The sequence below is a fragment of the Ruegeria sp. BJ6 genome, assembly GCF_056537885.1.
The window spans coordinates 43,655-65,980 of sequence record NZ_JBQFSG010000003.1; the positions used below are offsets into that span (position 1 = coordinate 43,655).

19 protein-coding genes are annotated in these 22,326 nt (G+C 58.1%); 11 read left to right on the forward strand and 8 right to left on the reverse strand.

Features of this window, described 5'->3' with window-relative positions; all coding sequences use genetic code 11:
• Positions 1-25 precede the first annotated feature (25 nt).
• The 7 genes from mbfA (at position 26) to ACR0D6_RS09180 (ending at position 6,494) form a co-directional block, all read left to right on the forward strand.
• Positions 26-1,000: an iron exporter MbfA gene (gene mbfA / locus ACR0D6_RS09150; protein ID WP_480765283.1), complete on the forward strand. Its 975-nt coding sequence runs from the start codon at positions 26-28 to the stop codon at positions 998-1,000.
• A 45-nt stretch (positions 1,001-1,045) separates the two neighbouring features.
• Positions 1,046-1,975: an AEC family transporter gene (locus ACR0D6_RS09155; RefSeq protein ID WP_480765284.1), complete on the forward strand. Its 930-nt coding sequence runs from the start codon at positions 1,046-1,048 to the stop codon at positions 1,973-1,975.
• A 103-nt stretch (positions 1,976-2,078) separates the two neighbouring features.
• A complete protein-coding gene (gene fghA / locus ACR0D6_RS09160; RefSeq protein WP_480765285.1) occupies positions 2,079-2,912 on the forward strand; it encodes an S-formylglutathione hydrolase in 834 nt (277 codons plus the stop codon).
• Positions 2,913-2,915: 3 nt separating this feature from the next.
• Complete coding sequence (gene sthA / locus ACR0D6_RS09165; protein ID WP_480765286.1) at positions 2,916-4,397, forward strand: Si-specific NAD(P)(+) transhydrogenase; 1,482 nt, start codon at positions 2,916-2,918, stop codon at positions 4,395-4,397.
• Complete coding sequence (locus ACR0D6_RS09170) at positions 4,394-4,849, forward strand: YaiI/YqxD family protein (RefSeq protein WP_480450921.1); 456 nt, start codon at positions 4,394-4,396, stop codon at positions 4,847-4,849. The genes sthA and ACR0D6_RS09170 overlap by 4 nt, the downstream gene beginning before the upstream one ends.
• Positions 4,850-4,968: 119 nt before the next feature.
• On the forward strand, positions 4,969-5,589 hold the full coding sequence (locus ACR0D6_RS09175) for an HAD family hydrolase (RefSeq protein ID WP_480765287.1): 621 nt from the start codon (positions 4,969-4,971) through the stop codon (positions 5,587-5,589).
• Entirely contained in the window at positions 5,586-6,494 is a 909-nt protein-coding gene (locus ACR0D6_RS09180) for an ornithine cyclodeaminase family protein (RefSeq protein WP_480765288.1), read from the forward strand. Before ACR0D6_RS09175 ends, ACR0D6_RS09180 begins: the two co-directional genes overlap by 4 nt.
• Here the strand turns inward: ACR0D6_RS09180 and ACR0D6_RS09185 are convergent, their stop codons facing one another.
• Entirely contained in the window at positions 6,495-7,736 is a 1,242-nt protein-coding gene (locus tag ACR0D6_RS09185) for an MFS transporter (protein WP_480765289.1), read from the reverse strand.
• A gap of 147 nt (positions 7,737-7,883) precedes the next feature.
• Between ACR0D6_RS09185 and zapE the strand changes: the two genes are divergently transcribed.
• Entirely contained in the window at positions 7,884-8,942 is a 1,059-nt protein-coding gene (gene zapE, locus ACR0D6_RS09190) for a cell division protein ZapE (RefSeq protein WP_480765290.1), read from the forward strand.
• Positions 8,943-9,005: 63 nt separating this feature from the next.
• Here the strand turns inward: zapE and ACR0D6_RS09195 are convergent, their stop codons facing one another.
• Genes ACR0D6_RS09195 through ACR0D6_RS09210 form a run of 4 tightly spaced genes read right to left on the reverse strand, consistent with a single transcriptional unit; the run spans position 9,006 to position 15,265 of the window.
• The gene (locus ACR0D6_RS09195; protein ID WP_480765291.1) at positions 9,006-10,280 is read right to left on the reverse strand and encodes a bifunctional folylpolyglutamate synthase/dihydrofolate synthase; all 1,275 of its coding nucleotides are present in this window, start codon (positions 10,278-10,280) and stop codon (positions 9,006-9,008) included.
• Positions 10,277-11,212, reverse strand: a complete 936-nt coding sequence (accD, locus tag ACR0D6_RS09200; RefSeq protein WP_480728179.1) for an acetyl-CoA carboxylase, carboxyltransferase subunit beta — start codon at positions 11,210-11,212, stop codon at positions 10,277-10,279. The genes ACR0D6_RS09195 and accD overlap by 4 nt, the downstream gene beginning before the upstream one ends.
• Positions 11,213-11,271: 59 nt before the next feature.
• Entirely contained in the window at positions 11,272-12,168 is an 897-nt protein-coding gene (locus ACR0D6_RS09205; protein ID WP_480765292.1) for a CPBP family intramembrane glutamic endopeptidase, read from the reverse strand.
• Positions 12,169-12,172: 4 nt separating this feature from the next.
• Positions 12,173-15,265 (reverse strand): ABC transporter transmembrane domain-containing protein, encoded by a 3,093-nt coding sequence (locus tag ACR0D6_RS09210; protein ID WP_480765293.1) that lies wholly within the window; start codon positions 15,263-15,265, stop codon positions 12,173-12,175.
• 228 nt (positions 15,266-15,493) lie between these two features.
• Between ACR0D6_RS09210 and ACR0D6_RS09215 the strand changes: the two genes are divergently transcribed.
• The 3 genes from ACR0D6_RS09215 (at position 15,494) to ACR0D6_RS09225 (ending at position 18,261) form a co-directional block, all read left to right on the forward strand.
• Positions 15,494-16,255: a DUF6478 family protein gene (locus ACR0D6_RS09215; RefSeq protein ID WP_480765294.1), complete on the forward strand. Its 762-nt coding sequence runs from the start codon at positions 15,494-15,496 to the stop codon at positions 16,253-16,255.
• Between the two features lie 11 nt (positions 16,256-16,266).
• On the forward strand, positions 16,267-16,629 hold the full coding sequence (locus tag ACR0D6_RS09220) for a hypothetical protein (RefSeq protein WP_480765295.1): 363 nt from the start codon (positions 16,267-16,269) through the stop codon (positions 16,627-16,629).
• A 105-nt stretch (positions 16,630-16,734) separates the two neighbouring features.
• Positions 16,735-18,261: an MFS transporter gene (locus ACR0D6_RS09225; protein ID WP_480765296.1), complete on the forward strand. Its 1,527-nt coding sequence runs from the start codon at positions 16,735-16,737 to the stop codon at positions 18,259-18,261.
• A gap of 33 nt (positions 18,262-18,294) precedes the next feature.
• Here the strand turns inward: ACR0D6_RS09225 and ACR0D6_RS09230 are convergent, their stop codons facing one another.
• From ACR0D6_RS09230 to gpmI, 3 genes are read right to left on the reverse strand one after another with little or no spacing between them, the layout of a single operon-like run.
• Positions 18,295-19,644, reverse strand: coding sequence for a S41 family peptidase (locus tag ACR0D6_RS09230; protein ID WP_480765297.1), 1,350 nt, complete (start codon positions 19,642-19,644; stop codon positions 18,295-18,297).
• A 6-nt stretch (positions 19,645-19,650) separates the two neighbouring features.
• Positions 19,651-20,784, reverse strand: a complete 1,134-nt coding sequence (locus ACR0D6_RS09235) for a peptidase M23 (RefSeq protein ID WP_170653540.1) — start codon at positions 20,782-20,784, stop codon at positions 19,651-19,653.
• Positions 20,781-22,298 carry a 2,3-bisphosphoglycerate-independent phosphoglycerate mutase gene (gene gpmI, locus ACR0D6_RS09240; RefSeq protein ID WP_480765298.1) on the reverse strand — a complete coding sequence of 506 codons (1,518 nt, stop codon included), beginning with the start codon at positions 22,296-22,298 and terminating at the stop codon, positions 20,781-20,783. The genes ACR0D6_RS09235 and gpmI overlap by 4 nt, the downstream gene beginning before the upstream one ends.
• Between the last annotated feature and the right edge of the window lie 28 nt (positions 22,299-22,326).

Genomic DNA, 22,326 nt, shown 5'->3' on the forward strand with positions numbered 1-22,326 from the left:
GAACTATTCTAAAAAGAGGGCAGGCATGCGGTTCTTCACCCAACGCAAACATTTTCGCGACCTGACGGATCAGGAAGTTATCGCTCTGGCTATTTCGTCCGAAGAGGATGACGCGCGTATCTATCGCTCATATGCCGAAAAGCTGAGGGAAGAGTATCCCTCAACTTCCAGAGTTTTTGATGGCATGGCTGCGGAAGAGGATCAGCATCGTGCGCGGTTGATTACCTTGCATGAACAGCGGTTCGGATCGGTAATACCCCTGATCCGGCGGGAACATGTAGCCGGGTATTACGCGCGGCGACCCATCTGGCTGGTCGAAAATCTGGGTATCGAACGCATTCGCGAAGAAGCGACGATGATGGAACGCGATGCCGAACGGTTTTATCTGACCGCTGCCGCCCGTACGTCCGACGCTGCAACGCGCAAGTTGCTGGGGGATCTGGCCGTAGCGGAAGCCGGTCATGAGGCTAAAGCCCAGAAATTGGAAGATACCTTTCTGGATGGAGACAGCCGCGAATCCGAGGATGCGGCATCACACCGGCAATTCATCCTGACATGGGTGCAGCCGGGTTTGGCAGGGCTGATGGACGGGTCTGTGTCGACGCTGGCGCCTATATTTGCCACGGCCTTTGCGACACAGGATACCTGGACAACTTTTCTGGTCGGGCTGGCCGCCTCGGTCGGGGCGGGGATTTCGATGGGCTTTACCGAGGCTGCATCGGATGACGGAGAGCTTTCAGGCCGGGGTTCGCCAATCAAACGGGGGCTGGCTTCGGGCGTCATGACTGCTGTTGGCGGGCTGGGGCATGCTTTGCCCTATCTGATCCCGGAATTCTGGACTGCCACAATCATCGCTTTCCTTGTGGTGTTTTGCGAATTGTGGGCCATCGCCTGGATTCAGAACAGATTCATGGATACGCCCTTTTTCCGCTCGGCGTTTCAGGTGGTTCTGGGCGGGTCGCTTGTACTTGCAGCGGGCATTCTGATTGGCAGTGGATAGCGTGTTGCCCTTGTGATGTGGTGAAATTGCTTTACCAATCCCACCATGGTCGAAATCTTTCTGCGCACATTGCCGTTCTTTGTGATTATCGGCCTGGGTTACTGGGCGGGGCGCAGCCGATTTTTTTCTGAAGAAGCGACCGCCTATCTCACGAAATTCGTGTTTTACTTTGCCCTTTCGGCAATGCTGTTCCGGTTCGCGGCAACATTGCCGTTTGCCGAAATTTTCAACGGGCGTCTGGTCATCGGCTATCTGATCGGCACAACCTGCGTCTATGTTCTGGCGACGATGGTTGCCTATGTACGCAGGCTGGATATCCCAACTGCAGCGGTCGAGGCGCAATGCGCGGCAATCGGCAATGTCGGTTTTCTGGGTCTGCCGATGCTTGCCCTGCTGTTCACCGAGGCCGCCATCGGCCCGGTCATGCTGATTCTGGCGGTTGATCTTGTGGTTTTCTCGTCCCTCATCGTTATCCTGATCAACGGTGGCAGGGATGGTAAACTGACGTCTGGCACACTCCGGCTGATCGGGGTTGGGTTGATCAAAAACCCAATGATAGTGTCTATTTCAGCCGGTCTTGCCTGGTCAGCGTTGCAATTTCCTGTACCGGCACCTCTCAATGATTTTCTGACTATTCTGGGCGGTGCGGCAACACCCGGCGCGTTGTTTGCAATTGGCGCATCGCTGGCCAGCAAGTCAGCCGAACGGGTACAGATCGCGGCTTGGCTCAGCTTTTGCAAACTGGTGGTTCATCCGGTTTTCGTTGCGGTCGCCCTGATCTGGCTGATTCCTGTCGATGCGTTTCCGGCCTCTGTGGCTATTGCTGCGGCTGCACTGCCGGTTGCCGGGAACGTCTATATGCTGGCGGCCCATTATGGCGTTGCGCCACACCGGGTCTCGGCGGCAATCCTGCTGTCGACCGTGGCCAGCATCGTGACAGTGCCACTGATCATCGCCTGGGTTGCGGCGCTCTGACCTTCGACTTTCAGAAAAATAGGCCTGCCAGAGGCCCATGCACTTTACGCCAGAGCCCTGTGCCGTTAGCCATTGCACAGACTCAACGCAAGGAAAATGCCAGATGGAAACCCTTTCGGAAAATGCATGTTTTGGCGGTGTGCAGGGCGTGTATCGCCACGCGTCTTCCGCGTGTCAGTGCGATATGACCTTTGGTCTTTTCCTGCCCGCCGAGGCGAAGGATGGGCCGGTTCCGGTTCTTTGGTATCTGTCCGGCCTGACCTGTACCCATGAAAACGCGATGACCAAAGCAGGGGCGCAGGGCTGGGCCGCGGAACAGGGCATTGCGCTGGTCTTTCCTGATACGTCCCCGCGCGGTGAAGGTGTGGCAGATCACGATGATTATGATCTGGGGCAGGGCGCAGGGTTCTATGTGAATGCAACGCAAAAACCCTGGGCCCCGCATTTCAACATGTGGGACTACGTAGCCGAGGAACTGCCTGCCCTTCTGACCGAAAATTTCGCAATCGACGGAGAACGGCAGGCCATCACCGGCCATTCCATGGGCGGTCATGGGGCGTTGACGCTTGCGATGAACCTGCCGGGCCGGTTCCGGTCGGTTTCAGCCTTTGCGCCGATCTCGAACCCTTCGGGCAGTGATTGGGGCCGCAAACAGCTGAGCGCCTATCTGGGGGATGATGAGGGCGCCTGGGCGAAGCATGACGCAACATTGATGATGAAGGAAAAGGGTTTTGACGGCCCTATCCTGATCGACACCGGCACAAACGATCAGTTCATCGACCTGCTGCGACCCGAAGCGCTGGCTCAGGCCATTGCTGAAAGCCGCCAGCAAGCGACCAACCGGTTGCAGCCGGGTTATGACCACTCGTATTTCTTCGTCTCCAGCTTCATGGAAGATCACGTTACTTTCCACGCCGAAGCCCTGTACGGAGATTGAGGCATGGGTAAATACGACTATGACCTGATCATCATCGGTTCGGGCCCTTCCGGACGCTCGGCCGCTATTCAGGCGGGCAAGTTGCAACGCCGGGTGCTGGTGATTGACCGCAAGGACCGGTTGGGCGGTGTTTCCGTCCATACCGGCACAATTCCGTCCAAGACGTTGCGTGAAACCGTGCTGAACCTTTCGGGTTGGCGCGAACGCAGCTTTTATGGGCGTTCCTACCGAGTGAAGGATCAGATCCGGGCCGAGGATTTGAAGGCGCGGCTTCACATGACGCTTGATCACGAGGTCGATGTGCTGGAGCATCAGTTCAATCGGAACCACGTGGAAACGCTGAGCGGTCTTGCGAAATTCGTTGGACCGCATGAGGTCGAGGTGGCAACCGACGCAGGGGACAAGACGCGGCTGACGGCTGCCAAGTTTCTGATCGCCACGGGCACCAAAACCTACCGGCCGGACTATGTGCCCTTCAATGGCACCTCCATCGTGGATGGCGACGACTTTCTGGAGATGGCCGAAATTCCGCGCTCCCTGTGCGTGATCGGTGCAGGCGTGATTGGCGTGGAATACGCCACCATGTTCTCGGCGCTTGACGTTCGGGTGACCCTGATTGAGCCGCGCGAGACCTTTCTGGATTTCATCGACCGGACCCTGATTCAGGAATTCACGCATCAGGTCCGCGAAAATGGGGTCGATCTGCGTCTGGGATCGGCCGTGGAAAAGATCGAGGATGCGGGCACCCATGTCGAGGTGACGCTGGACAATGGCCGTCATGTTCGTGCCGAAATGCTGTTGTTTGCAGCCGGACGCATGGGGGCAACCTCGGCTTTGAATCTGGATGCGGTCGGGGTGGAAACCGATCATCGCAACCGGATCAACGTGGATCGCAAGACCTATCAGACCGCGGTGCCGCATATCTATGCGACCGGTGACGTGATCGGGCATCCTTCGCTGGCGTCGACCTCGTTGCAGCAGGGGCGGGTAGCGGCCTGTCACGCGCTGGAAACGCCGACGCTTCCGGAAAGCCCTTGGTATCCGTATGGCATCTACTCGGTCCCCGAAATGTCGACCTGCGGCATGTCCGAGGAAGAGTTGCAGGAGCGGGGCATTCCCTATGAGGTTGGCGTGGCGCGATTCCGCGAAACCTCGCGCGGGCATATCATGGGGCTGGAACACGGCATGCTGAAGATGCTGTTTTCGCTTAAAACCCGCAGGGTACTGGGCGTGCAGATCGTCGGCGAGGGCGCGACGGAATTGATCCATATTGCGCAGGCCGTCCTGAACCTGAAGGGAACTGTGGATTACTTTGTCCAGAACACCTTCAACTATCCGACGCTGGCCGAGGCGTACAAGATTGCGGGGCTGGACGCCTTCAACCGGATGCCGATCCCGGATGAGTTCAAGGTACGCAAGAAGGTTGAAGACTCTGCCGCGCAGGATGGGGCCAAGCCTGCTGTCAAGCAGGCCAAAAAGGCGTGAGCACGCTTTATATCGATGCCGATGCCTGCCCGGTAAAGGCCGAGGCCGAACGGGTGGCTACCCGGCATCGACTGCCCATGGTGCTGGTGTCCAACGGCGGGTTGCGCCCCTCTGCCAACCCGCTGGTGCAGGTGGTGATCGTGGCCGAGGGGGCCGATGAGGCGGACAAATGGATCGCCGATCGCTGTGGCGCGGGGGATGTGGTTGTAACGTCTGACATTCCTCTGGCTGCAAAGTGCATCGAAGCCGGAGCGCGTGTCCTGCGGCCCAACGGCGAGGCATTTTCGGCCGCAAATATCGGTCAACAACTGGCCATGCGGGATCTGATGGCTGATCTGCGGGCCGCCAACCCACTGGGTGCAGGCGGTGGCGGCAAACCGTTTGGAAAGGCGGACCGTTCGCGCTTTCTGGATGCGCTAGAGCGGGAACTGCGCGCGGCGATGCGGGGCTGAAGATTCCCGCCCGTCGGGGCCGTATCGCAGATGCACCCCCTCCGGTTCCGCCTTGATCATTGGCGCGCAGCTTGGTTCAGTCACAGGCGACAGGAATTGATTCAGAACAGGATAAGCGAATGCCCGTTGAAGCCGTTGTTTTCGATATTGGCAATGTTCTGATCGAATGGCAGCCGGAAAGGTATTACGACCGGGTGATCGGCGAGGATAGCCGCCGCGCCATGTTCGCCGAGGTTGACCTGCACGGTATGAACGATCTGGTCGATCAGGGGCATCATTTCACCGAAACGATCTATGACTGGGCTGAAAAATACCCCGATTGGCGCGACGAGATTCGGATGTGGCATGACAATTGGATCGAGCTGGCCTCGCCCGAAATTCCACATTCGGTACGTTTGCTGCGCGCGTTGCGTGTCAAAGGTGTGCCGGTTTTTGCCCTGACGAATTTCGGGGTTCAGAACTTTGAATATGCCACAACGGTTTATCCTTTTCTGAACGAGTTCGACCGTCAATACGTGTCAGGCCGGATGAAAACCGTGAAACCTCATGTGCCGATCTATGAAATGGTTGAGGCGGATTGCGGCCTGTCACCTGAGGCCCTGTTGTTCGCTGATGATCGAATGGACAATATCGAAACAGCCCGGGCGCGCGGCTGGCAAACGCATCATTTCAAAGGCCCGCAGGGCTGGGCGGACCGATTGGTTGCCGAAGGTCTGTTGACCGAAAGTGAAGCGGGATGACGATTACGCAAATCTCCTTTGACGAGGGCGAGGCCAAACTGGACTGGCTGGAACTGGCGCAAGCGCTGGCAGACGGGCACAAACTGCCCAAAGCCCAGATCGGTGACACATTTCTGTATCGTGATCAGGATACCGTGTTGTCGCGCGCCGCGTGGATCGACGGGTTGGGAATGGCTGTCAAGACGGCCACCATCTTTCCCGAAAATCCGCAGCGCAACGCGCCGATGATCAATGGGGCTGTTTGTCTTTACGATGACACGTTCGGAACGCTTGCTGCACTTGTCGATTTTCATTTGGTCACAAAGTGGAAAACGGCAGGCGACAGCCTGCTGGGCGCGTTGCGGCTGGCCAACCCGGATAGCCGGAACATTCTGATAGTCGGAGCGGGAGCGGTTGGCCAATCCCTGTGCGAGGCGTTTGCCGCGGGATTTCCACGCGCGAAGCTGCGTTTGTGGAACCGGACATTGGCGAAAGCCGAGGAACTGGCGTCAAAGCTCAAGGGTGTGGGCGTTGCGCCAAACCTGCCGGACGCCGTCCATAATGCGGATATCGTCGTGACTGCGACCATGTCTACCGAACCTGTGATCAAAGGCGAATGGTTGCGGCCCGGACAACACCTGAACCTGATTGGTGCATACCGGCCCGACATGCGAGAGGCGGATGACGAAGCGCTGAGACGCTCGCGCATCTATGTTGATAGCATTGATACGACCGTTGATCATATCGGCGAACTCAAGACACCTCTGGCCGAGGGGGTGATTGCCCACTCTGACGTGAGGGGTGATTTTTACGAACTGGACGCCTTTGTCCCGGATGCGTCCACCATCACCCTGTTCAAGAATGGCGGCGGGGCACATCTGGATCTGATGACCAGCCGCTATATTCTGGACAAATACACTGATTGATCAGGCAGTGGCAGGTGCCAGGTCCCGGTTCTCACGGATCGGCAGATGTACGATTGCGCTGAATGCGCCGATGCCAATGCCGATCCACCAGACCATCGTGTAGTCGCCATAGATGTCGTACATCCGGCCACCCAGCCAGACGCCAAGAAAACTGCCGATCTGGTGGCTGAGGAAGATGATGCCATAAAGCGTACCCATGTAACGCAATCCATAGAGATGCGCGACAAGGCCCGAGGTCAGAGGTACGGTGGCAAGCCAGAGCGATCCCATCGCGATCGAGAACACGATGACCGACATCGGAGTGATTGGCAGCATGATGAATGCGGCGGCGGCAATCGTGCGCGCCGCATAGATCGTTGCAAGCAGGTATTTCTTGGGAAAGTGATTTCCGGCCCAGCCAGCCAGCAACGTGCCGCCGATATTGGCCAGACCAATGAGCGATATCGCAATAGCGCCCAGCGCCGAGGTGGTCGTGATGCCCATGGAATGCAGAACGCCTCCGGGCTGAACGGGCCCGCACATCTCGGTTACGAAGGCCGGGAAATGCGCGGTGATGAAGCCAAGCTGATAACCGCAGCTGAAGAAACCGAGAAATATCAAGGTATAAGACGGATCGCGGAGTGCTTTTCCCAGTATCCGGCTCATGCTTTCTTCAACTTCAGTGCGGTCTGCTGGTATGGGAGCGGGCATGAAAGGCAAAGTCAGTATGATCGCCAGAATCGCCGCAGCAAACAGGATGAAGACTTGCTGCCACGGCAAAAACGTCATCAGCCACTCAGCCGTGGGGGCGCCGACCACCTGACCAAAGCTGCCCGCTGCGGTGACAACGGCCAAAGACATAGACCGGTTTTTGTCCGAAGATGCACGTCCGACGACAGCCAGAACCACACCAAAGCCGGTGCCCGCAATACCAAAACCCACCAGCCAGGCGTACATCTGGTGTTCGAAAGGTGTGACTGACCAGGCGGATAACACCATCCCGGCTGCGTAAGTCAGCGCTCCGATGATTATCGCGCGCCGGTCGCCAACCTTTTCGGCGATTGCGCCGAATATGGGCTGACCAATTCCCCAAGCCAGATTCTGAATTGCGATGGCCAGCGAGAAATCTGTGCGCAGCCAGCCGAATTCATCCGCAATCGGTATCTGAAACACGCCAAACGAGGCGCGCACGGCAAAGCTGACCGTGATGATGATACAGCCAACGATCAGAACAGGGTTCAGCAAACGGGCTGATTGCGGCATTTGGGTCTCCGGTACATATACGACCCGGACGTTAGCGGGATTTTGCAGGCGGTCAATTCAGGAGTTTTGTGCGGTTGGATAAGCAAATTTGATGCGAGAAAAAAATGCCTGCTTTTCAATGCGCAATACGGGCGGTATGGCTCGGGTATGACGGATCTTCTATCGCTTTACGAAGCGCGCATCGCAGAAGGCACTCTGACCCGGGATGATGCCCAGAATGCGGTATTGCCCGAATTCGAGCGTATCCGGGCCAAATTGGCCGAACCGGTCAAACGCGGGTTTTTCCGCAAGGCGCCTCCGCCGCCGAAGGGGCTGTACCTGTGGGGCGGTGTCGGGCGTGGCAAATCCATGCTGATGGACATGTTCGTCGAAACGCTGGTCGATGTTCCGGCGCGGCGGGTGCATTTTCACGCCTTCATGCAGGAAGTTCACTCTGGCATGCACAAGGCCCGCGAGGCTGGTGTAAAGGATGCATTGGCCCCGGTCGCGGCAGAGGTAATTAAATCGGTCCGGGTGTTGGCGTTTGATGAGATGCAGATTACCGACATCACGGACGCGATGATCGTGGGGCGTCTGTTCGACATGTTGCACGATGGCGGTGTGGTTGTGGTGACAACCTCGAACCGGCATCCTGACGATCTGTACAAGGACGGGCTGAATCGTCAGTTGTTCCTGCCTTTCATCCATCACATCAAAGAGCAGCTGGTTGTGTGGGAGCTGACCTCCCCCACTGATTATCGTCAGAATCGGCTTGAGGGATCGCCAGTCTATTTCACGCCGATTGGTCCTGAAGCCCGCGCGAAGATTCGTGCGGTCTGGACCGATCTGTCAGGTGGTCCGGCCGAGCCGCTGAGCCTGCATGTCAAAGGGCGCGAGGTGGTGCTGCCCGCATTCCGCAACGGCGTGGCGCGTGCATCGTTTTATGACCTGTGCGGCCGGATGCTGGGCCCCGGAGACTATCTGGCCATTGCCGATGAGGTGAAGGTTCTGGTGCTTGAGGACATCCCGCGCCTATCCCGCAACAACTTCAACGAGGCCAAGCGGTTCGTGACGCTGATCGACGCGCTTTACGAGGCGAAGGTTAGGTTGATTTGTTCCGCCGCCGCAGAGCCCGAGATGCTGTATGTCGAGGGTGAGGGGACGTTTGAATTTGAACGTACCGCATCGCGCCTGCGAGAGATGCAGGCCCTTGACTGGGGGCAGTGAGGGGCGTTGCCCCTTTTGGCCTGCGACCAATTCACCCCAGGATATTTCCGGCAATAGGAAAGATCAGCCGTTTTCGCGCAGGATGTTGCCGGCCAGATAGAGTGAGCCGCAGATCAATACGCGGGCCTGCGGGTCATTTTCAGTGATTTTCGTAAGCGCATCCTGAACGGAAGCGGCGGTTGCTGCTGGTAAATTCACCTGAGCGGCTGCGGCTGCGGTGTCTTCGGCGCTGAGCGTGTTGGCCTCACCCGGAATCGAGACGGCCGTCAGGCTTTGGGCGTGCCCTGCCAACGGGGCCATGTATCCTGTGACGTCCTTGGTGTTGAGCATGCCGCAGATGAGATGGGTTGGTCTTTGGGGTAGTTTGGACAGGACGTCGGCCAAAGCTTGCCCGGCTGCGGCGTTGTGGCCGCCATCCAGCCAGAGTTCGGACTGAGGTGCCGCCTCAACCAGTGGCCCGGTTTTCAGGCGCTGCATGCGGGCAGGCCAATGAGCATTGGTTACCGCTGCTTCATAGGCCGCGTCGCCGAGTTGCAGGTGGCGAAGAACGGCCAGCGCAGCACCGGCATTTTGAATCTGGTGCGCGCCCAACAGATTTGGCAAGGGCAAGTCGCACAGGCCGGTTTCGTCCTGATAGATCAGGCGGCCGTTTTCTTCGTGAACGTGCCAGTGCTGGCCATAAGCGATCAAAGGGGCGCCGAGGCGCGCGGCGGTGGCTTCGATAACCTCCAATGCCTCGTCCGGTTGCGGTCCGACGATGCAGGGCACGCCGCGTTTGATGATCCCGGCTTTCTCTGCCGCGATCTTGGGCAATGTGTTGCCCAGAAACTGTTCGTGATCGATCGAGATTGGGGTGATTACCGTGAGTGCCGGGTTGTTGATCACGTTTGTCGCGTCCAGTCGACCGCCAAGCCCAACCTCGAGCAGGGTGTAATCTGCCTGAGTGCGCGCAAAAGCTAAAAGAGCGGCGCATGTGGTGATTTCGAAATAGGTAATGTTCTCACCGCCGTTGGCGGCATAGCATTCGTCCAGCACTTTGGTGAGCTCAGGCTCAGAGATCAGCTCACCAGCCAGTCGAATACGCTCGTGAAACCGTGCCAGATGCGGTGACGTGTAGGCGTGGACGCCAAGCCCGCCACCCTCGAGGCCCGCGCGGATCATGGCCTGGGTCGAACCCTTGCCGTTGGTGCCCGCAATATGGATGACTGGTGGCAGGTTATCCTGCGGGTTGCCCAATGCGCCCAGCAAACGCCAGACACGATCCAAGGTCAGGTCGATGATCTTGGGGTGCAGCGCCATCATCCTTTCAAGGATGAGGTCCGATCTCTGGCCGGTCATTGTTCGCCTTTGTCCTCGGCGGGTGTCTCTTCGGTGGCGGGTTCTTCCGCGGCGGGCGCGGGGAGGTCGCCTTTGACCGCGGGGGGCAGGCCCATCAGCATACGAGTGATGGTGATCAGTTCATCCCGCATTTCCGTCCGCTTGGTCACGCGGTCCAGCATGCCGTGGTCCAGCAGATATTCGGCGCGCTGAAAGCCCTCGGGCAGTTTCTCGCGAATGGTCTGCTCGATCACGCGGGGGCCGGCGAAACAGATCAGGGCGTTCGGTTCCGAAATATGCACGTCGCCCAGCATCGCATATGATGCCGTTACGCCACCCGTCGTGGGATGGGTCAGCACGACGATATAGGGCAGTTTCGCCTCTTTCAACATTTCCACGGCCACCGTGGTTCGCGGCATTTGCATGAGGCTGAGGATGCCTTCTTGCATCCGTGCGCCGCCAGCAGCGGAAAACAGGATCAGGGGACGCTTGAGTTTCACGGCCTCTTGTGCAGCCGCGATGATCGCGTTGCCGACATACATGCCCATGGAACCGCCCATGAACGAAAAATCCTGCGCGGCAGCAACGATCGGGGTCCGGCCGATCTCACCGGTTGCTACCAGCATCGCCTCTTTTTCGCCGGTCTTTTTCTGCGCCGCTTTCATGCGGTCAGGGTATTTTTTCTGATCGCGGAATTGCAGAGGATCGGCGGTAGGCGCGGGTACTTCAACCTCGGTAAAGATACCGCCGTCGAACAGGCCCGCGAACCGGTCGCGCGGCGTGATGGCCATGTGGTGGTCGCACTGGGTGCAGACATTCAGGTTTTCGGCCAATTCGCGGTGAAACAGCATGGTGCCGCACTCGTCGCATTTCTGCCATAGGTTTTCAGGCACTTCCCGGCGCGAGAAGATCGAGTTGATCCGGGGGCGGACGTAGTTGGTGATCCAGTTCATGGCGGAACCTTGCTGATGCGACGTTGGTGTCAAATAAGGCGCAACGACGGGAAATGCAATCAGCGCCGAAGCGCAAGGCGCGCCGCAAGCCATCCCACGAACATGACGGCGATATCCACGAACAGCCAGTTGCGCAATTCGCCGGTGTCGGACATTTCGTAGGGCAGCAGGAACAGGGCCAGCCCGCTTAGGGTTCCGGGCAAAGCAACAAAAAGCAGTGCAACAACATTGTTGAAAAAATGCAGGGCGATGGCGGGTCCAAGTGTCCCCGACCGTGCAGTCAGATCGGCGGCGAACAGACTGAACACCCCTGACCACAGAGCGACCAATAACGCGTTTTCTCCTGCTTCTGCCGGTGAATAATGTCCGGCCGCAAACAGAGCCGATGGCAGAACCATCCATATCCATGGGGAACGGAACCGGGCGGCAAGGGATTGTTGCAGGTAGCCGCGAAACAGAACCTCTTCGGCACTCGTCTGAATCAGCACGGCCAACAGGGACATAGGCAGGATCGACAACCAGACGGCGAATGACAGGTTGGGGATTAGCGGTTTTCCCATGTCATAGGGCGGAAGGGCAGCAATCACCGCGCCTAAAATCAGCAATGTCCCCAGAACGCGGCGAAACTGGGCAAAGGCCAGACCGGGTTTTCCGATGACTGAGCGAAAAGGGCGGTGCTGCATGATTTTTGCCGCAAGGCCGACGCCCAGAGTGACCGAGGCGAAACTGGACAGCAGAACCAGCATGGCTAATGGGCTAGAGGCCTCTGTCAGGTCCTGCATCAGTGAGGCTGGTCCCAAAGTGGCAAGGGCCGCCAGCAAAGACGAGTTCAGGCCAGTCGCCACGAGACCCACAATCCCCAGACCGACAAGCAGACGCCAGATTTCCGGGTGAGCGCGTGCCGGTGCCACAAATTGGTGATGAGCTGAATAGGCTGATGCTCTGTCAGACTCCATGGCTTTATCCAGCCCGGCCCTGAGGTTCGTTTGCATCGGGGAGGTTTGCAGGGTTGAAGTTCGCCTCCTGCATGGTGCCTGCCAGATTGGTCAGATAGCCGGCAACCGTCTCAAGCAGCTGCATGGCGACACCGGCGTCACTTTCCACGACCGCGCGCAGTTCTTCGGCACCGATCCTCAGAAAAGAGCATCCGGTGTCGGCGATCAGGTCTAGTTGTCTGGGTTTGTCGGCAATAATCGCCAGATCGCCGATCAGACGCCCCGGTTCCACGGTGGAGATCAAATGCGTGTTCTTCTGATCGTCGGTCCAGCACAGGTCGGCTTTGCCGTCGATGCACAGATAGGCCGCATCAGGCGATTGACCGCGGGAAAAGATCACTTGGCCTGCGGCCGCATCATACCACTGGGCCGAGAACGCGAGCAGGCGCTGGTTGCGGGCGTCGAGCTTTGCAAAAAGCTCGGTCGAGGAGATGATCTTGAGTTTGCGGCTCAAATCTGCGGATGCGCCTTCCTGTATATCGGGTTCAGCACGTGAAACTCCGTCTATCCGCCCGTCCTTGACTTCGACGAACAGGTCATAAGCTTCGGGGTGGGCAAAGTGGTCCTCCATAAAGATCATGATCGACTCGGGCAGCAACTCCCGCAGTTTCAGGCGTGTCCGCAGGCGGCTTTCTGAATCGTGGCTGGCCAGCGCCTTGTCGAGGATAAGAATGTCGGGCCGCTTGATCCCCGCGCGGGAAAAGGCGGCGCGTTCCTGGAATACGGTTGGCAGGTTGTTTCCACCCAGACCGGTAGGAAGATCATAGATGATCGCGGCCAGACGGCGGCGCAGACCGGCCTTACTCAGCACGTCCGCCACCACGTCTTCGATTTCATCCATACGCGCACCGGCCATGATCGAGACCCGGCCATACAGCGCATTTTCCAGAACAGTCAGGCGTGGGACGTAAGCATCCGGCGTCACCGGGACGAATAGTCCTTTCATAGAAGACAGCAGATTCCCGGACTGGCTTTTGCGGATGGCAAGGATCTTGTCCTTGTATTCCTCGGGAAAGCTTTGACCGATCTGCTCGGCAGTCAGCATGAACGGAACAGTCAGCAGCAGCGCTCGTTCCTGATCGGTCAATGCGTCGTCGCCCTTGCTGGTGCGGCGGTCGGCGATGTCGAGAAGGCGATGATACATGTCTTCGGACATGCCCAGACGCAAAAATAACGGGTGATCCGTGCCATCGCGGCCAAACGCCTGCTTCAGGGATTCGAGTACGCCCAGTGCCATCTCCATGGCCTCAACGGCCAGATCATGACCTTGCAGCATGGCCAGAAACCTGCGGTCGCCCGCCAGAACATCAGGTGAAATATCCCGCGATGGCGAGGCAAACAAAAGGTTGCCGCCAAGGGGTACTGCCGGGTTGAATTGTTCGGGGTCAAAGCGGAACACCAGACCGTCAAGACCCTTTTCCCGGATGCGTTCTGCCACTTCTTCCCGCAGATTGACAATCTCGGAGGCCAGCACTTTGTGCAATTGCGGATCGACCCGGGACCGCAAAGTGCGGCGGAACATGAATTCGTCGATCCCCATGGCTTCGACCAATTGAAACCACCAATCGCGAATCTGCTCGCTATCGTTCAGACCGGCAAGACCGGGATCGACCCAGTTATCATCGAGAGAGTCCGGTGTGTTCCCGGCCCTTACCGCCTCGATCTGTTTACGGGTCGGCATGCGAATGGCGTCCGCTTCATGCTGGGGGCGGGTGCGCAACGGCATCAGCAGGTTGTCCCCCAACGTGCCGTCAAACAGATATGGCCGGGAATAGGCATAGCCCACGCGGGCCGCGATCACCGCCTGATGCAGGTCATTCAGATTGTGCCCGGCCACGATCACATCACCCCGCACAGGCTGAATTTCCCGGGTCAGAAGCTGCGCGATCGCGGATCGTTCCAAAGCATGAGACGACTGAATCGCAACTCTGGCACCCAAGGGAATGTTCAGGTTGATGTCTTCGAGGATCGTGTTGCCGTCCGGGTCCCTGACGGTCACATTACGCAACTCGATATCACCGGTCAGGCGCGGAATGCTGTCGGGTTCACCTTCGAACAGGTTTTCGGGGATCATGTCATCGGGGGCAAATCGCTCGGTGACGATCTGCCAGCGCAGCGACATGTCCTGTACCTGATTGTAATAGAACAGCAATTCCTTCCAAGGGCTGCTCAGGTCCTTATAGGCCCCAAGCGCGGCAACCAGAGCTCCCACCGTGATCTGACCCTTGATGGCCAGATATCCACCGACTGAATAGAACAGGAACGGGGTCATCTGCGTGATAAGGTTGTTGAGGAACTTCATAAAGAATTTCTTGTTGTAGATCCGGAACCGGATCTCGAACAGTTTCCCCAACCGGTCGCTGAATTGGGCCAGCCTGTAGCGCCAGCCGCCATTGGCGCGCAGGTCGCTGATACCTGCGGCGCTTTCACCGATTTCAGAGCTTAGCCTGCGGACCTCCTGAATGCGGTCCTTGTTCAACAGGTTGATCTGGCGCTGCAATTTCGGGATCAACCAGGCCTGCAGCGGGATCAGGGCAACCGATGCCAGACCGAACCAGACGCTTTGCATGAACAGAAACGTGACGATCGTCAGCATTTGCCCAAGCTGGAAAACGGGTTGCGCAATGGCGTCACCCATCAAACCACCCATCGGTTCGGCCTCGGACGAGATCATCGAAACCAATTCGCCCTGACTGGTGGTTGCGAAATAGGATTTCGGAAACCGCATCGTCCGGCTGATCAGGGTATAGCGCAGGCGGCGCAGCATCCGCTCGGACAGAACGCCCTTCATCGTGTTGATGCGCATTTTCATCAGGCCGCTGATGATCACGGTGGCCAGAAAGGCGAAACACAGGATCATCAGGTACTGAACCTGCGTTACCGTCACCCCCAGCAGGGTAACGGTATCACTTGGTGCACCGATGGCGTCGTTGATGATCCGTTTGGGCAATTCAAGCGAGACGTACAGAAACGGAAATGACAGAACGGTCAGCACCAGCAGAACCAGTTGCTGTTTCTTTGAATGCTTCCAAATGAAGGAAAAAAGAGTGGGTTCCATGCCCGGCCTCATCGTGAATTTGGGTGGTCTGCGGCAATATGTGGAAGAACCCACTGCGTCGGGACCCAAACGGTAAGCACTGCCCCCTACGATTGCAAGAACGGCCGGTATATCTTCTGCTCACCAACTCGCGCAGGTGTTGTGCACTTTTTTAAGCTTTTTCCCGTTCCTGTCTTTATCTCGCAGACCCTCATTCGTTAAAGAGGTGCGAAACGCAGCGGAAGGCACATGGGTAAATATCTGGATCGGCTTTTTCACCGCGCGACCGAGCGGCGATGGCGCGAAGCCGCGCAGACGGCGAAGTCGGCTGATTGGCGGGACTTGCGGAAATTGCGCGATCAGGCTCGCGGGCTGCGTCAACAGCTTGACCAGTTGATCCTGACGGCCGACGAGCGTTTGAATTGCCCGGACGTCGGATCAACCCGCTTTTTCCGGCCGCAAAGAACGGACTGGTCCTGGCGGCCTGACCTTTGGCGCGGGCCCTTGCAGCGGTTCGGGCAATCCGCTGTGTCTCGAAAGACGCCTCTGGACGATCAGGTGAAGCTGTTTCACGATTGCGCCACCTCCGAGATCACCTTTCGCCAGATACGCAACCGGCAGGCGGGCGATCTTGCCCCTTTTGGTCTGAGTCTCGAGGTGTTCGGCTTTGACGGTTCTTTTCTGTCCCTGTCTGCCGAACTTCCGCCGGAATCGACATCTGGTATGACAAAGTCGCATCTGATGCGGCTGGATGCATCGATCGAAGCTGAGCGCCCGGTTGAGGTCATTGCTCGACTGAATATTCAGCATGGCCCAAATACGGAACAGATCGGACACCACTTTTCGACAGACTCTCCGGAGGTGTCGATCGAGTTTGATCTGGCTTACGCAAATCTGAACGAAAACCGGATCAGCAAGGTCTGGCTGGACCTGATATTCCAGTCACCCGAAATGAACCGGCTGGTTGTTCGCGATTTGACCTTGTGCCGCCACTTTCGGGCCGAATTGTAGGGTTTTCTGGAATGACACAACCAAATCTGAGCGCTGTTCGTTTTGAAAACGGAATATGGGAAGGCCACCTGAGCGGGCAGGACAAGCCGGATCTCAGGGTGTGCTATCTGGATCAGGATGTGGAAGGCATCGAGCTTTCGGAACTGGAAAATGGATGGTTGCTGCGCATTCCCGTTCCGCTTGCCGCCGTGGCTGACGGGGTACATACGGTTGTCATCCATGATCAGGGCGCAGACGTCAAACTTGGCGATTTCACTCTGATCGCGGGTTCTGTGGTGGAACATGATCTGAGGGCCGAGGTTGAATTGCTGCGCGCTGAACTGGACATGCTGAAACGTGCATTCCGGCGGCATTGCCGGGAAAGCGACGACTAGTCACGCGGCAACTGATTGCATTTCCGCGAAACGTTCCTGATTTTCCTATCTTTTTTGCGCTCGATAAGGCACCAATAGAACAAACCTATATTCAAGAGTGACCAAATGGACCGCAGTAGCATCACCAAGGTCATCGCCTTGATGGTGACCGCTTTTGGGATCGGGATCGATTTCACGGGTGCCTTGCTGCTGATACCTGCCATCGAAAATGCGTTCGATGCGGACATCACCAGTACTCAGTGGGTCCTGAACATCTATGCGCTGTTCTTTGCGATGACGATGGTCGCGGGCGGGCGGCTTGGCGACATGTACGGCCACCGCAGGGTTCTGATGATCGGGCTTTTGATCTTTCTGACAGCCTCGGTGATCTGTCTTGTTTCGCCCAGTCTGAACGTTCTGATTGCCGCGCGTGCCCTGCAAGGTATCGGGGCAGGGTGCGTCTGGCCCTGTACTCTGGCTTTCGGAGCCACCAAAGTGGCAAAGCCGGAACACCGCGCATTGGTGATGGGGTTGATCCTGGCCGGTGTCACCAGCGGCAATGTCTTTGGCCCGATGATCAGCGGCGCGGTCGTCAATCTTGGCGACTGGCGGCTGTTTTTTGTGGCAAACGTCATTTTCTCGGTCGTGTCGATGGTGACCGTGCGGCTGCTGATGGCGCGAGAAAAGGACCACAAACAAGGCGAACATATCGACTTTGCGGGTATGGCTGTTCTGTCGCTGGCAGTTCTGTGCCTGCTATACGGGTTGGATGTCGGTGCTGACTGGGGTTGGACGTCGCTGCCACTGATGGCGCTGTTCGGCGTTAGCGCGGCGTTGTTTGTCCTGTTTCCAAAGGTCGAGAAACGTGTGGCCGAACCGCTGATACTGCCGCAGATGATGCAGAATCGTGAGTTCAGGATCACACTGGCGCTGAATGCCGTGAACGTGCCGGCTGCCTACATCGCGCTATTGTATTTCCCGCAATACATGCAGAAATCGTTGGGTTGGTCGACCTTTGAGTCGGCCCTTGGGCTGGCGCCCCTGACCTTGCTGCTGGCGGTCGGATCCATTCTTTCCGGCACGCTTTACAACGACTTCGGTCCAAAACGGTTGTTGTTCTGGGGGTATATCATAGCGACCGTCGGTTCTCTGAGCGTGGTTCTGATGCCCAGTTCGCTGGGGTATTTCCAGATACTGCCCGGCATGGCTTTGATCGGGCTTGGCGCAACGCTGACAGTCGGGCCTTCGGGAACCGCCGCGGTCTGCGCGGTCAAGCCTGAACGCGCCGGGCTGGTGGGCGGGCTGAGCTTTATGGTTCACCTTGTCTACGGCGCGATCGCGGTCGCTGTGGCAACGGCAATCATGTATATGGTCAGCCTGATAAGCCTGCGCGATGAACTTGCTGCCGAAAACATCAATCTCTCTGATGCCGAACAACGGGCGATCAATGGTGGAACTCTGGCGACAAAATCGGCGCAGGCGGTTCTGGAGAAGCTTGGACCGCAGGAAACCGAAAAAATCCGCAGCGCCATCAACGCCGCCTTCGACAGCGGCATGAATATGGCCTTTGTGTTTGCGACGATTTCAGTTGGAATCGGAGTGATCTTTGCGTTGATGCTTGACGAAGAAAAGCTTCACAAAGTCGAGGCGTAGAAGGGGCCGCCAGATAGACGGCCCCACTTCATTTTATTGCGAGCGGGCCGGGGCCGCGGGGTTGAAGGCCGACAATCCCTTGAGGATATCAATCGCATAGGCCAACTGATAATCCTGCTCACGCAGTTCTGCAGTGGCTTCGGCTTTGGCGCGATCTTCCTCAATCTGCCGAATTTCATCTTCGCTCAGGCTGTCGTTGTTCAGACGGCCACGCAGGTCCGCCTCGGAACGGCTGCGGGCGTTTGCTTCTTCCTCTTCCTCGGTTTCAGGCTGACGGCGCGGCTGTTCGACAACGATGTCGGGGCTGACGCCAAGCGCCTGAATCGAGCGTCCCGACGGCGTGTAATACCGCGACGTGGTCAGACGCATGGCACCGTCTCCGCGCAGGGGCATAACCGTCTGAACGGACCCTTTGCCAAAGCTTTTGGTGCCGACAACGATGGCCCGGTGATGGTCCTGCAACGCACCTGCAACAATTTCCGAAGCCGAGGCAGACCCGCCATTGATCAAAACGACAATTGGTTTGCCGTTGGCCAGATCACCATCGGTTGCATTGAACCGCTCGCCGTCTTCGGGGTTGCGGCCACGGGTCGACACGATCTCGCCCTCATCAAGAAACGCGTCGGAGACCTTGATCGCCTGAGTCAGCAAACCGCCCGGATTGTTGCGCAGGTCAAGAACGACGCCGTTTACCTTGTCGATGCCACCGGCCTCTTCGATCTGCTTTTCCAGACCCTCCTTGAGGTTCGGATAGGTCTGATCGTTGAAGGTGGTCACGCGCAGTACCACGCTGGTGCCTTCCGTACGCGCCCGGACGGCCGTCAGTTTGATCGTGTCACGGATGATAGTTACGTCGAACGGGTCCTGTTCGCCTTCACGAACCACGGTGATGATGATTTCCGACCCAACCGGCCCGCGCATCAGGTCAACCGCCTTGTCTAGTGTGAGACCCAGAATGCTCTCGCCATCCACGTGGGTAATGAAATCTCCGGCTTCGATACCCGCCTCGTCTGCGGGTGTGTCGTCAATGGGTGAGACGACCTTTACAAAGCCGTCTTCCTGAGTGACCTCTATGCCCAGCCCGCCGAACTCGCCGCGTGTCTGCACACGCATCTGTTCCGCGTCATCCGGCGACAGATAGCTTGAGTGCGGATCAAGTGATGTCAGCATGCCGTCAATCGCAGCTTCGATCAGTTCATCCGACTCGACCTCTTCCACGTATTGCGCGCGGATGCGTTCGAAGATGTCGCCGAACAGATCCAGCTGCTCATACACGGTAGCCTTGCTTTCCGCTTCTTGCGCCAGCAAAGGACCGGCAATCTGAGTGGTGGCGATTATGCCCGCCACGGTTCCGGCCAGACCGGCCATCACAAATTTCTTCATGCTCGTCTATCCATCCTTGTCCGTTCGGAACCAAGTTTCCGGGTCCGCAGGGCTGTTGCCCTCTCTCACCTCTATATAGAGCGTTTCTGACCGGTTTGTTCCAGTGCCATCACCGCTTGTTGACAGAATTGCGCCGATTTCCGGAGTCTCACCCGCCATCAGGCCCACAGGGCTGCCTTTTGGGATAACCTGTCCCGGCTCGCCAAAGACCTCGCTCAGCCCGGAAAAAATGAACAGCAGATCGGGCTGTGGTTCAAGAATGACGACATTGCCAAGATCCAGCAGCGGACCGCGATAGCGTATGGTGGCGGCGGTTGGCGATACCACCAGCGCACGGGGCCGAACACCCAGCACCAGCCCAGGGCGGGTCACGCCGGCCGCATCGGTGCCGCCAAAACGATGCAGCAGAACGCCCTGAACAGGCAGGTCGATCTGCCCTTTTAGACTGGAGATATCGGCGTTGGTTTCGGCGATATCAGTGCCGGAAATTTCGGACAGACCGCTGGCAAAGCCGTCCAGAGTTTCGGTGGACGAGATCAGAATAGCCGTGCGAACCGGGTCTTCCACAAACCGTTGCGGCAAATCCGTCCGGTCGGCGATGGCCTTGCTCAGTTCTGATCGTGCCGTCTGTACGCCAGTCAGCCCCTCGGTCAGTGTATTCGCCGCACTTTGCTGAAGCTGTCGCAGCGTCTGGACCTCTTGCAGATCATCGGCAAGCGCCTGCGTTCGCGCATTGAGACCCGGCGTGACCTCGGCCAGCATCATGCCGGTACGCGCCGCGCCCAGTGGGCCTGACGGATGCAGCATCAGAACCGGCGGCGCGGTGGTTTCGATGGTTTGCAGAACGCCCAGCAACTGCGAGATGTCTGTTTCCCGGGCCCTCAATTCCGCAGTCAGCTCAGCCTCGCGCGTTGCCGCCTTGCGCAACCCTTCGCGCATCGCGGCCAATCCGGCCTCATAGGCCTGAACGGTTGCAGTCAGCGCGCGCACCCGGTCCCGGGCGCCTTCGGCCTCGGTCAGGGAAACCGAGGCCTCCTCGAGCATTTGCGCCGCATCCAGTGCGGCCTGCGTGACATCGGCCTTGGCGGCGGCAGGCGCCAACCACAAAAGCACTGCAGCAAAAGTCGCGCGCAGCTTCATCCCAACAGGCTCTGACCGGTCATTTCCGGTGGCTGAGGCAGGTCCATGAGGTCCAGAATGGTAGGCGCCAGATCGGACAACCGCCCATCCCGCAGGCTTGCACCTTCGGGGCCGCCAACCAATGCGACCGGTACCGGATTCAGCGTATGCGCGGTGTGCGGACCACCGGTTTCGGGGTCGATCATCATCTCGCAATTGCCGTGATCGGCGGTGACGATCATGGCCCCGCCCGCTGCCTTCAATGCAGAAACCACCTGTGTAAGACCCTGATCAACGGTTTCACAGGCCTTGATCGCCGCATTCAGATCACCCGTATGTCCAACCATATCGGGATTGGCATAGTTGGTTACGATCAGGTCATATCCGGCCTCGATCGCTTCGACGAATTTCTCGGTCACCTGCGCCGCCGACATTTCCGGTTGCAGGTCATAGGTCGCCACCTTGGGCGATTTCGGCATATACCGGTCTTCGCCTTCCTCGGGCTCTTCCTTGCCGCCGTTCAGAAAGAACGTCACGTGCGGGTATTTTTCGGTCTCGGCAAGCCGGAACTGGCGTCGACCCTGTTTCGCGACCCAGGCACCCAGCGTGTTGACGATCTCGCGCTTTGGAAAGACGGTTGTCATATAGGCATTGTGCCCGGCTGAATATTCCACCATCCCAAGCAGCGCTGCCAGCTTTGGGCGCGGACCGGTGTCAAATTCCGAAAAATCCGGCTCCCCAATGGCACGCAGAATCTCGCGGGCGCGGTCAGCGCGAAAGTTCAGGCAGAACAGGCCGTCACCGTCCTTCATACCATCGTAGCCGGCCAGAACGGTCGGGGCGATGAATTCATCGGTTTCCGACTGGTTGTAGGCGTGGTCCACGGCCGAGTGCGCTGTGCTGACCTTGCGGCCCTCACCCTTGACCATCGCGTCATAGGCTTCGCCCACACGTTCCCATCGGTTGTCCCGATCCATGGCGAAGTACCGTCCAATGACGGAAACGACGCGGGCACCTTCCGGCAGGCGTTCCTCAAGTTCAGCAAAATAGCTGTAGGCAGATTTCGGCGCCACGTCCCGCCCGTCTGTGATTGCATGTAGCGCAACGGGTATTCCGGCCTGCGTGATGGCCCTTGCTGCAGCGACGATGTGATCGATATGGCCGTGTACACCCCCGTCTGAGACCAGCCCCATCAGATGAGCGGTGCCGCCCGATGCTTTGACCCTGTCGATAAAGTCCACAAGCATGTTGTTGTCGAAAAACGATCCGTCCTCGATCGCCAGATCGATTTGACCCAGATCCATCGCAACCACGCGACCCGCGCCGATATTGGTGTGGCCGACCTCGGAATTTCCCATTTGCCCGGTCGGCAGGCCCACATCCGGCCCATGCGTGATCAGCCGTGCATGTGGGCCGTTTGCCATGATGGCGTCAAAGGTCGGTGTATTTGCCAATAATGGTGCATTGGCTTTGGTCGCATCCGACAATCCCCAGCCATCGAGAATGCACAGGACAACGGGCTTGGGGGCGGTCATATTCTTACTCCGGAAACTGCTCTGAGCA

What these genes read in the sequence shown, in the direction of transcription:
- mbfA (WP_480765283.1), top strand. Translation starts at nt 26, where the DNA reads ATGCGGTTCTTCACCCAACGCAAACATTTTCGCGACCTGACGGATCAG.
- ACR0D6_RS09155 (WP_480765284.1), top strand. Translation starts at nt 1,046, where the DNA reads ATGGTCGAAATCTTTCTGCGCACATTGCCGTTCTTTGTGATTATCGGC.
- fghA (WP_480765285.1), top strand. Translation starts at nt 2,079, where the DNA reads ATGGAAACCCTTTCGGAAAATGCATGTTTTGGCGGTGTGCAGGGCGTG.
- sthA (WP_480765286.1), top strand. Translation starts at nt 2,916, where the DNA reads ATGGGTAAATACGACTATGACCTGATCATCATCGGTTCGGGCCCTTCC.
- ACR0D6_RS09175 (WP_480765287.1), top strand. Translation starts at nt 4,969, where the DNA reads ATGCCCGTTGAAGCCGTTGTTTTCGATATTGGCAATGTTCTGATCGAA.
- ACR0D6_RS09180 (WP_480765288.1), top strand. Translation starts at nt 5,586, where the DNA reads ATGACGATTACGCAAATCTCCTTTGACGAGGGCGAGGCCAAACTGGAC.
- ACR0D6_RS09185 (WP_480765289.1), bottom strand. Translation starts at nt 7,736, where the DNA reads ATGCCGCAATCAGCCCGTTTGCTGAACCCTGTTCTGATCGTTGGCTGT.
- zapE (WP_480765290.1), top strand. Translation starts at nt 7,884, where the DNA reads ATGACGGATCTTCTATCGCTTTACGAAGCGCGCATCGCAGAAGGCACT.
- ACR0D6_RS09195 (WP_480765291.1), bottom strand. Translation starts at nt 10,280, where the DNA reads ATGACCGGCCAGAGATCGGACCTCATCCTTGAAAGGATGATGGCGCTG.
- accD (WP_480728179.1), bottom strand. Translation starts at nt 11,212, where the DNA reads ATGAACTGGATCACCAACTACGTCCGCCCCCGGATCAACTCGATCTTC.
- ACR0D6_RS09205 (WP_480765292.1), bottom strand. Translation starts at nt 12,168, where the DNA reads ATGGAGTCTGACAGAGCATCAGCCTATTCAGCTCATCACCAATTTGTG.
- ACR0D6_RS09210 (WP_480765293.1), bottom strand. Translation starts at nt 15,265, where the DNA reads ATGGAACCCACTCTTTTTTCCTTCATTTGGAAGCATTCAAAGAAACAG.
- ACR0D6_RS09215 (WP_480765294.1), top strand. Translation starts at nt 15,494, where the DNA reads ATGGGTAAATATCTGGATCGGCTTTTTCACCGCGCGACCGAGCGGCGA.
- ACR0D6_RS09220 (WP_480765295.1), top strand. Translation starts at nt 16,267, where the DNA reads ATGACACAACCAAATCTGAGCGCTGTTCGTTTTGAAAACGGAATATGG.
- ACR0D6_RS09225 (WP_480765296.1), top strand. Translation starts at nt 16,735, where the DNA reads ATGGACCGCAGTAGCATCACCAAGGTCATCGCCTTGATGGTGACCGCT.
- ACR0D6_RS09230 (WP_480765297.1), bottom strand. Translation starts at nt 19,644, where the DNA reads ATGAAGAAATTTGTGATGGCCGGTCTGGCCGGAACCGTGGCGGGCATA.
- ACR0D6_RS09235 (WP_170653540.1), bottom strand. Translation starts at nt 20,784, where the DNA reads ATGAAGCTGCGCGCGACTTTTGCTGCAGTGCTTTTGTGGTTGGCGCCT.
- gpmI (WP_480765298.1), bottom strand. Translation starts at nt 22,298, where the DNA reads ATGACCGCCCCCAAGCCCGTTGTCCTGTGCATTCTCGATGGCTGGGGA.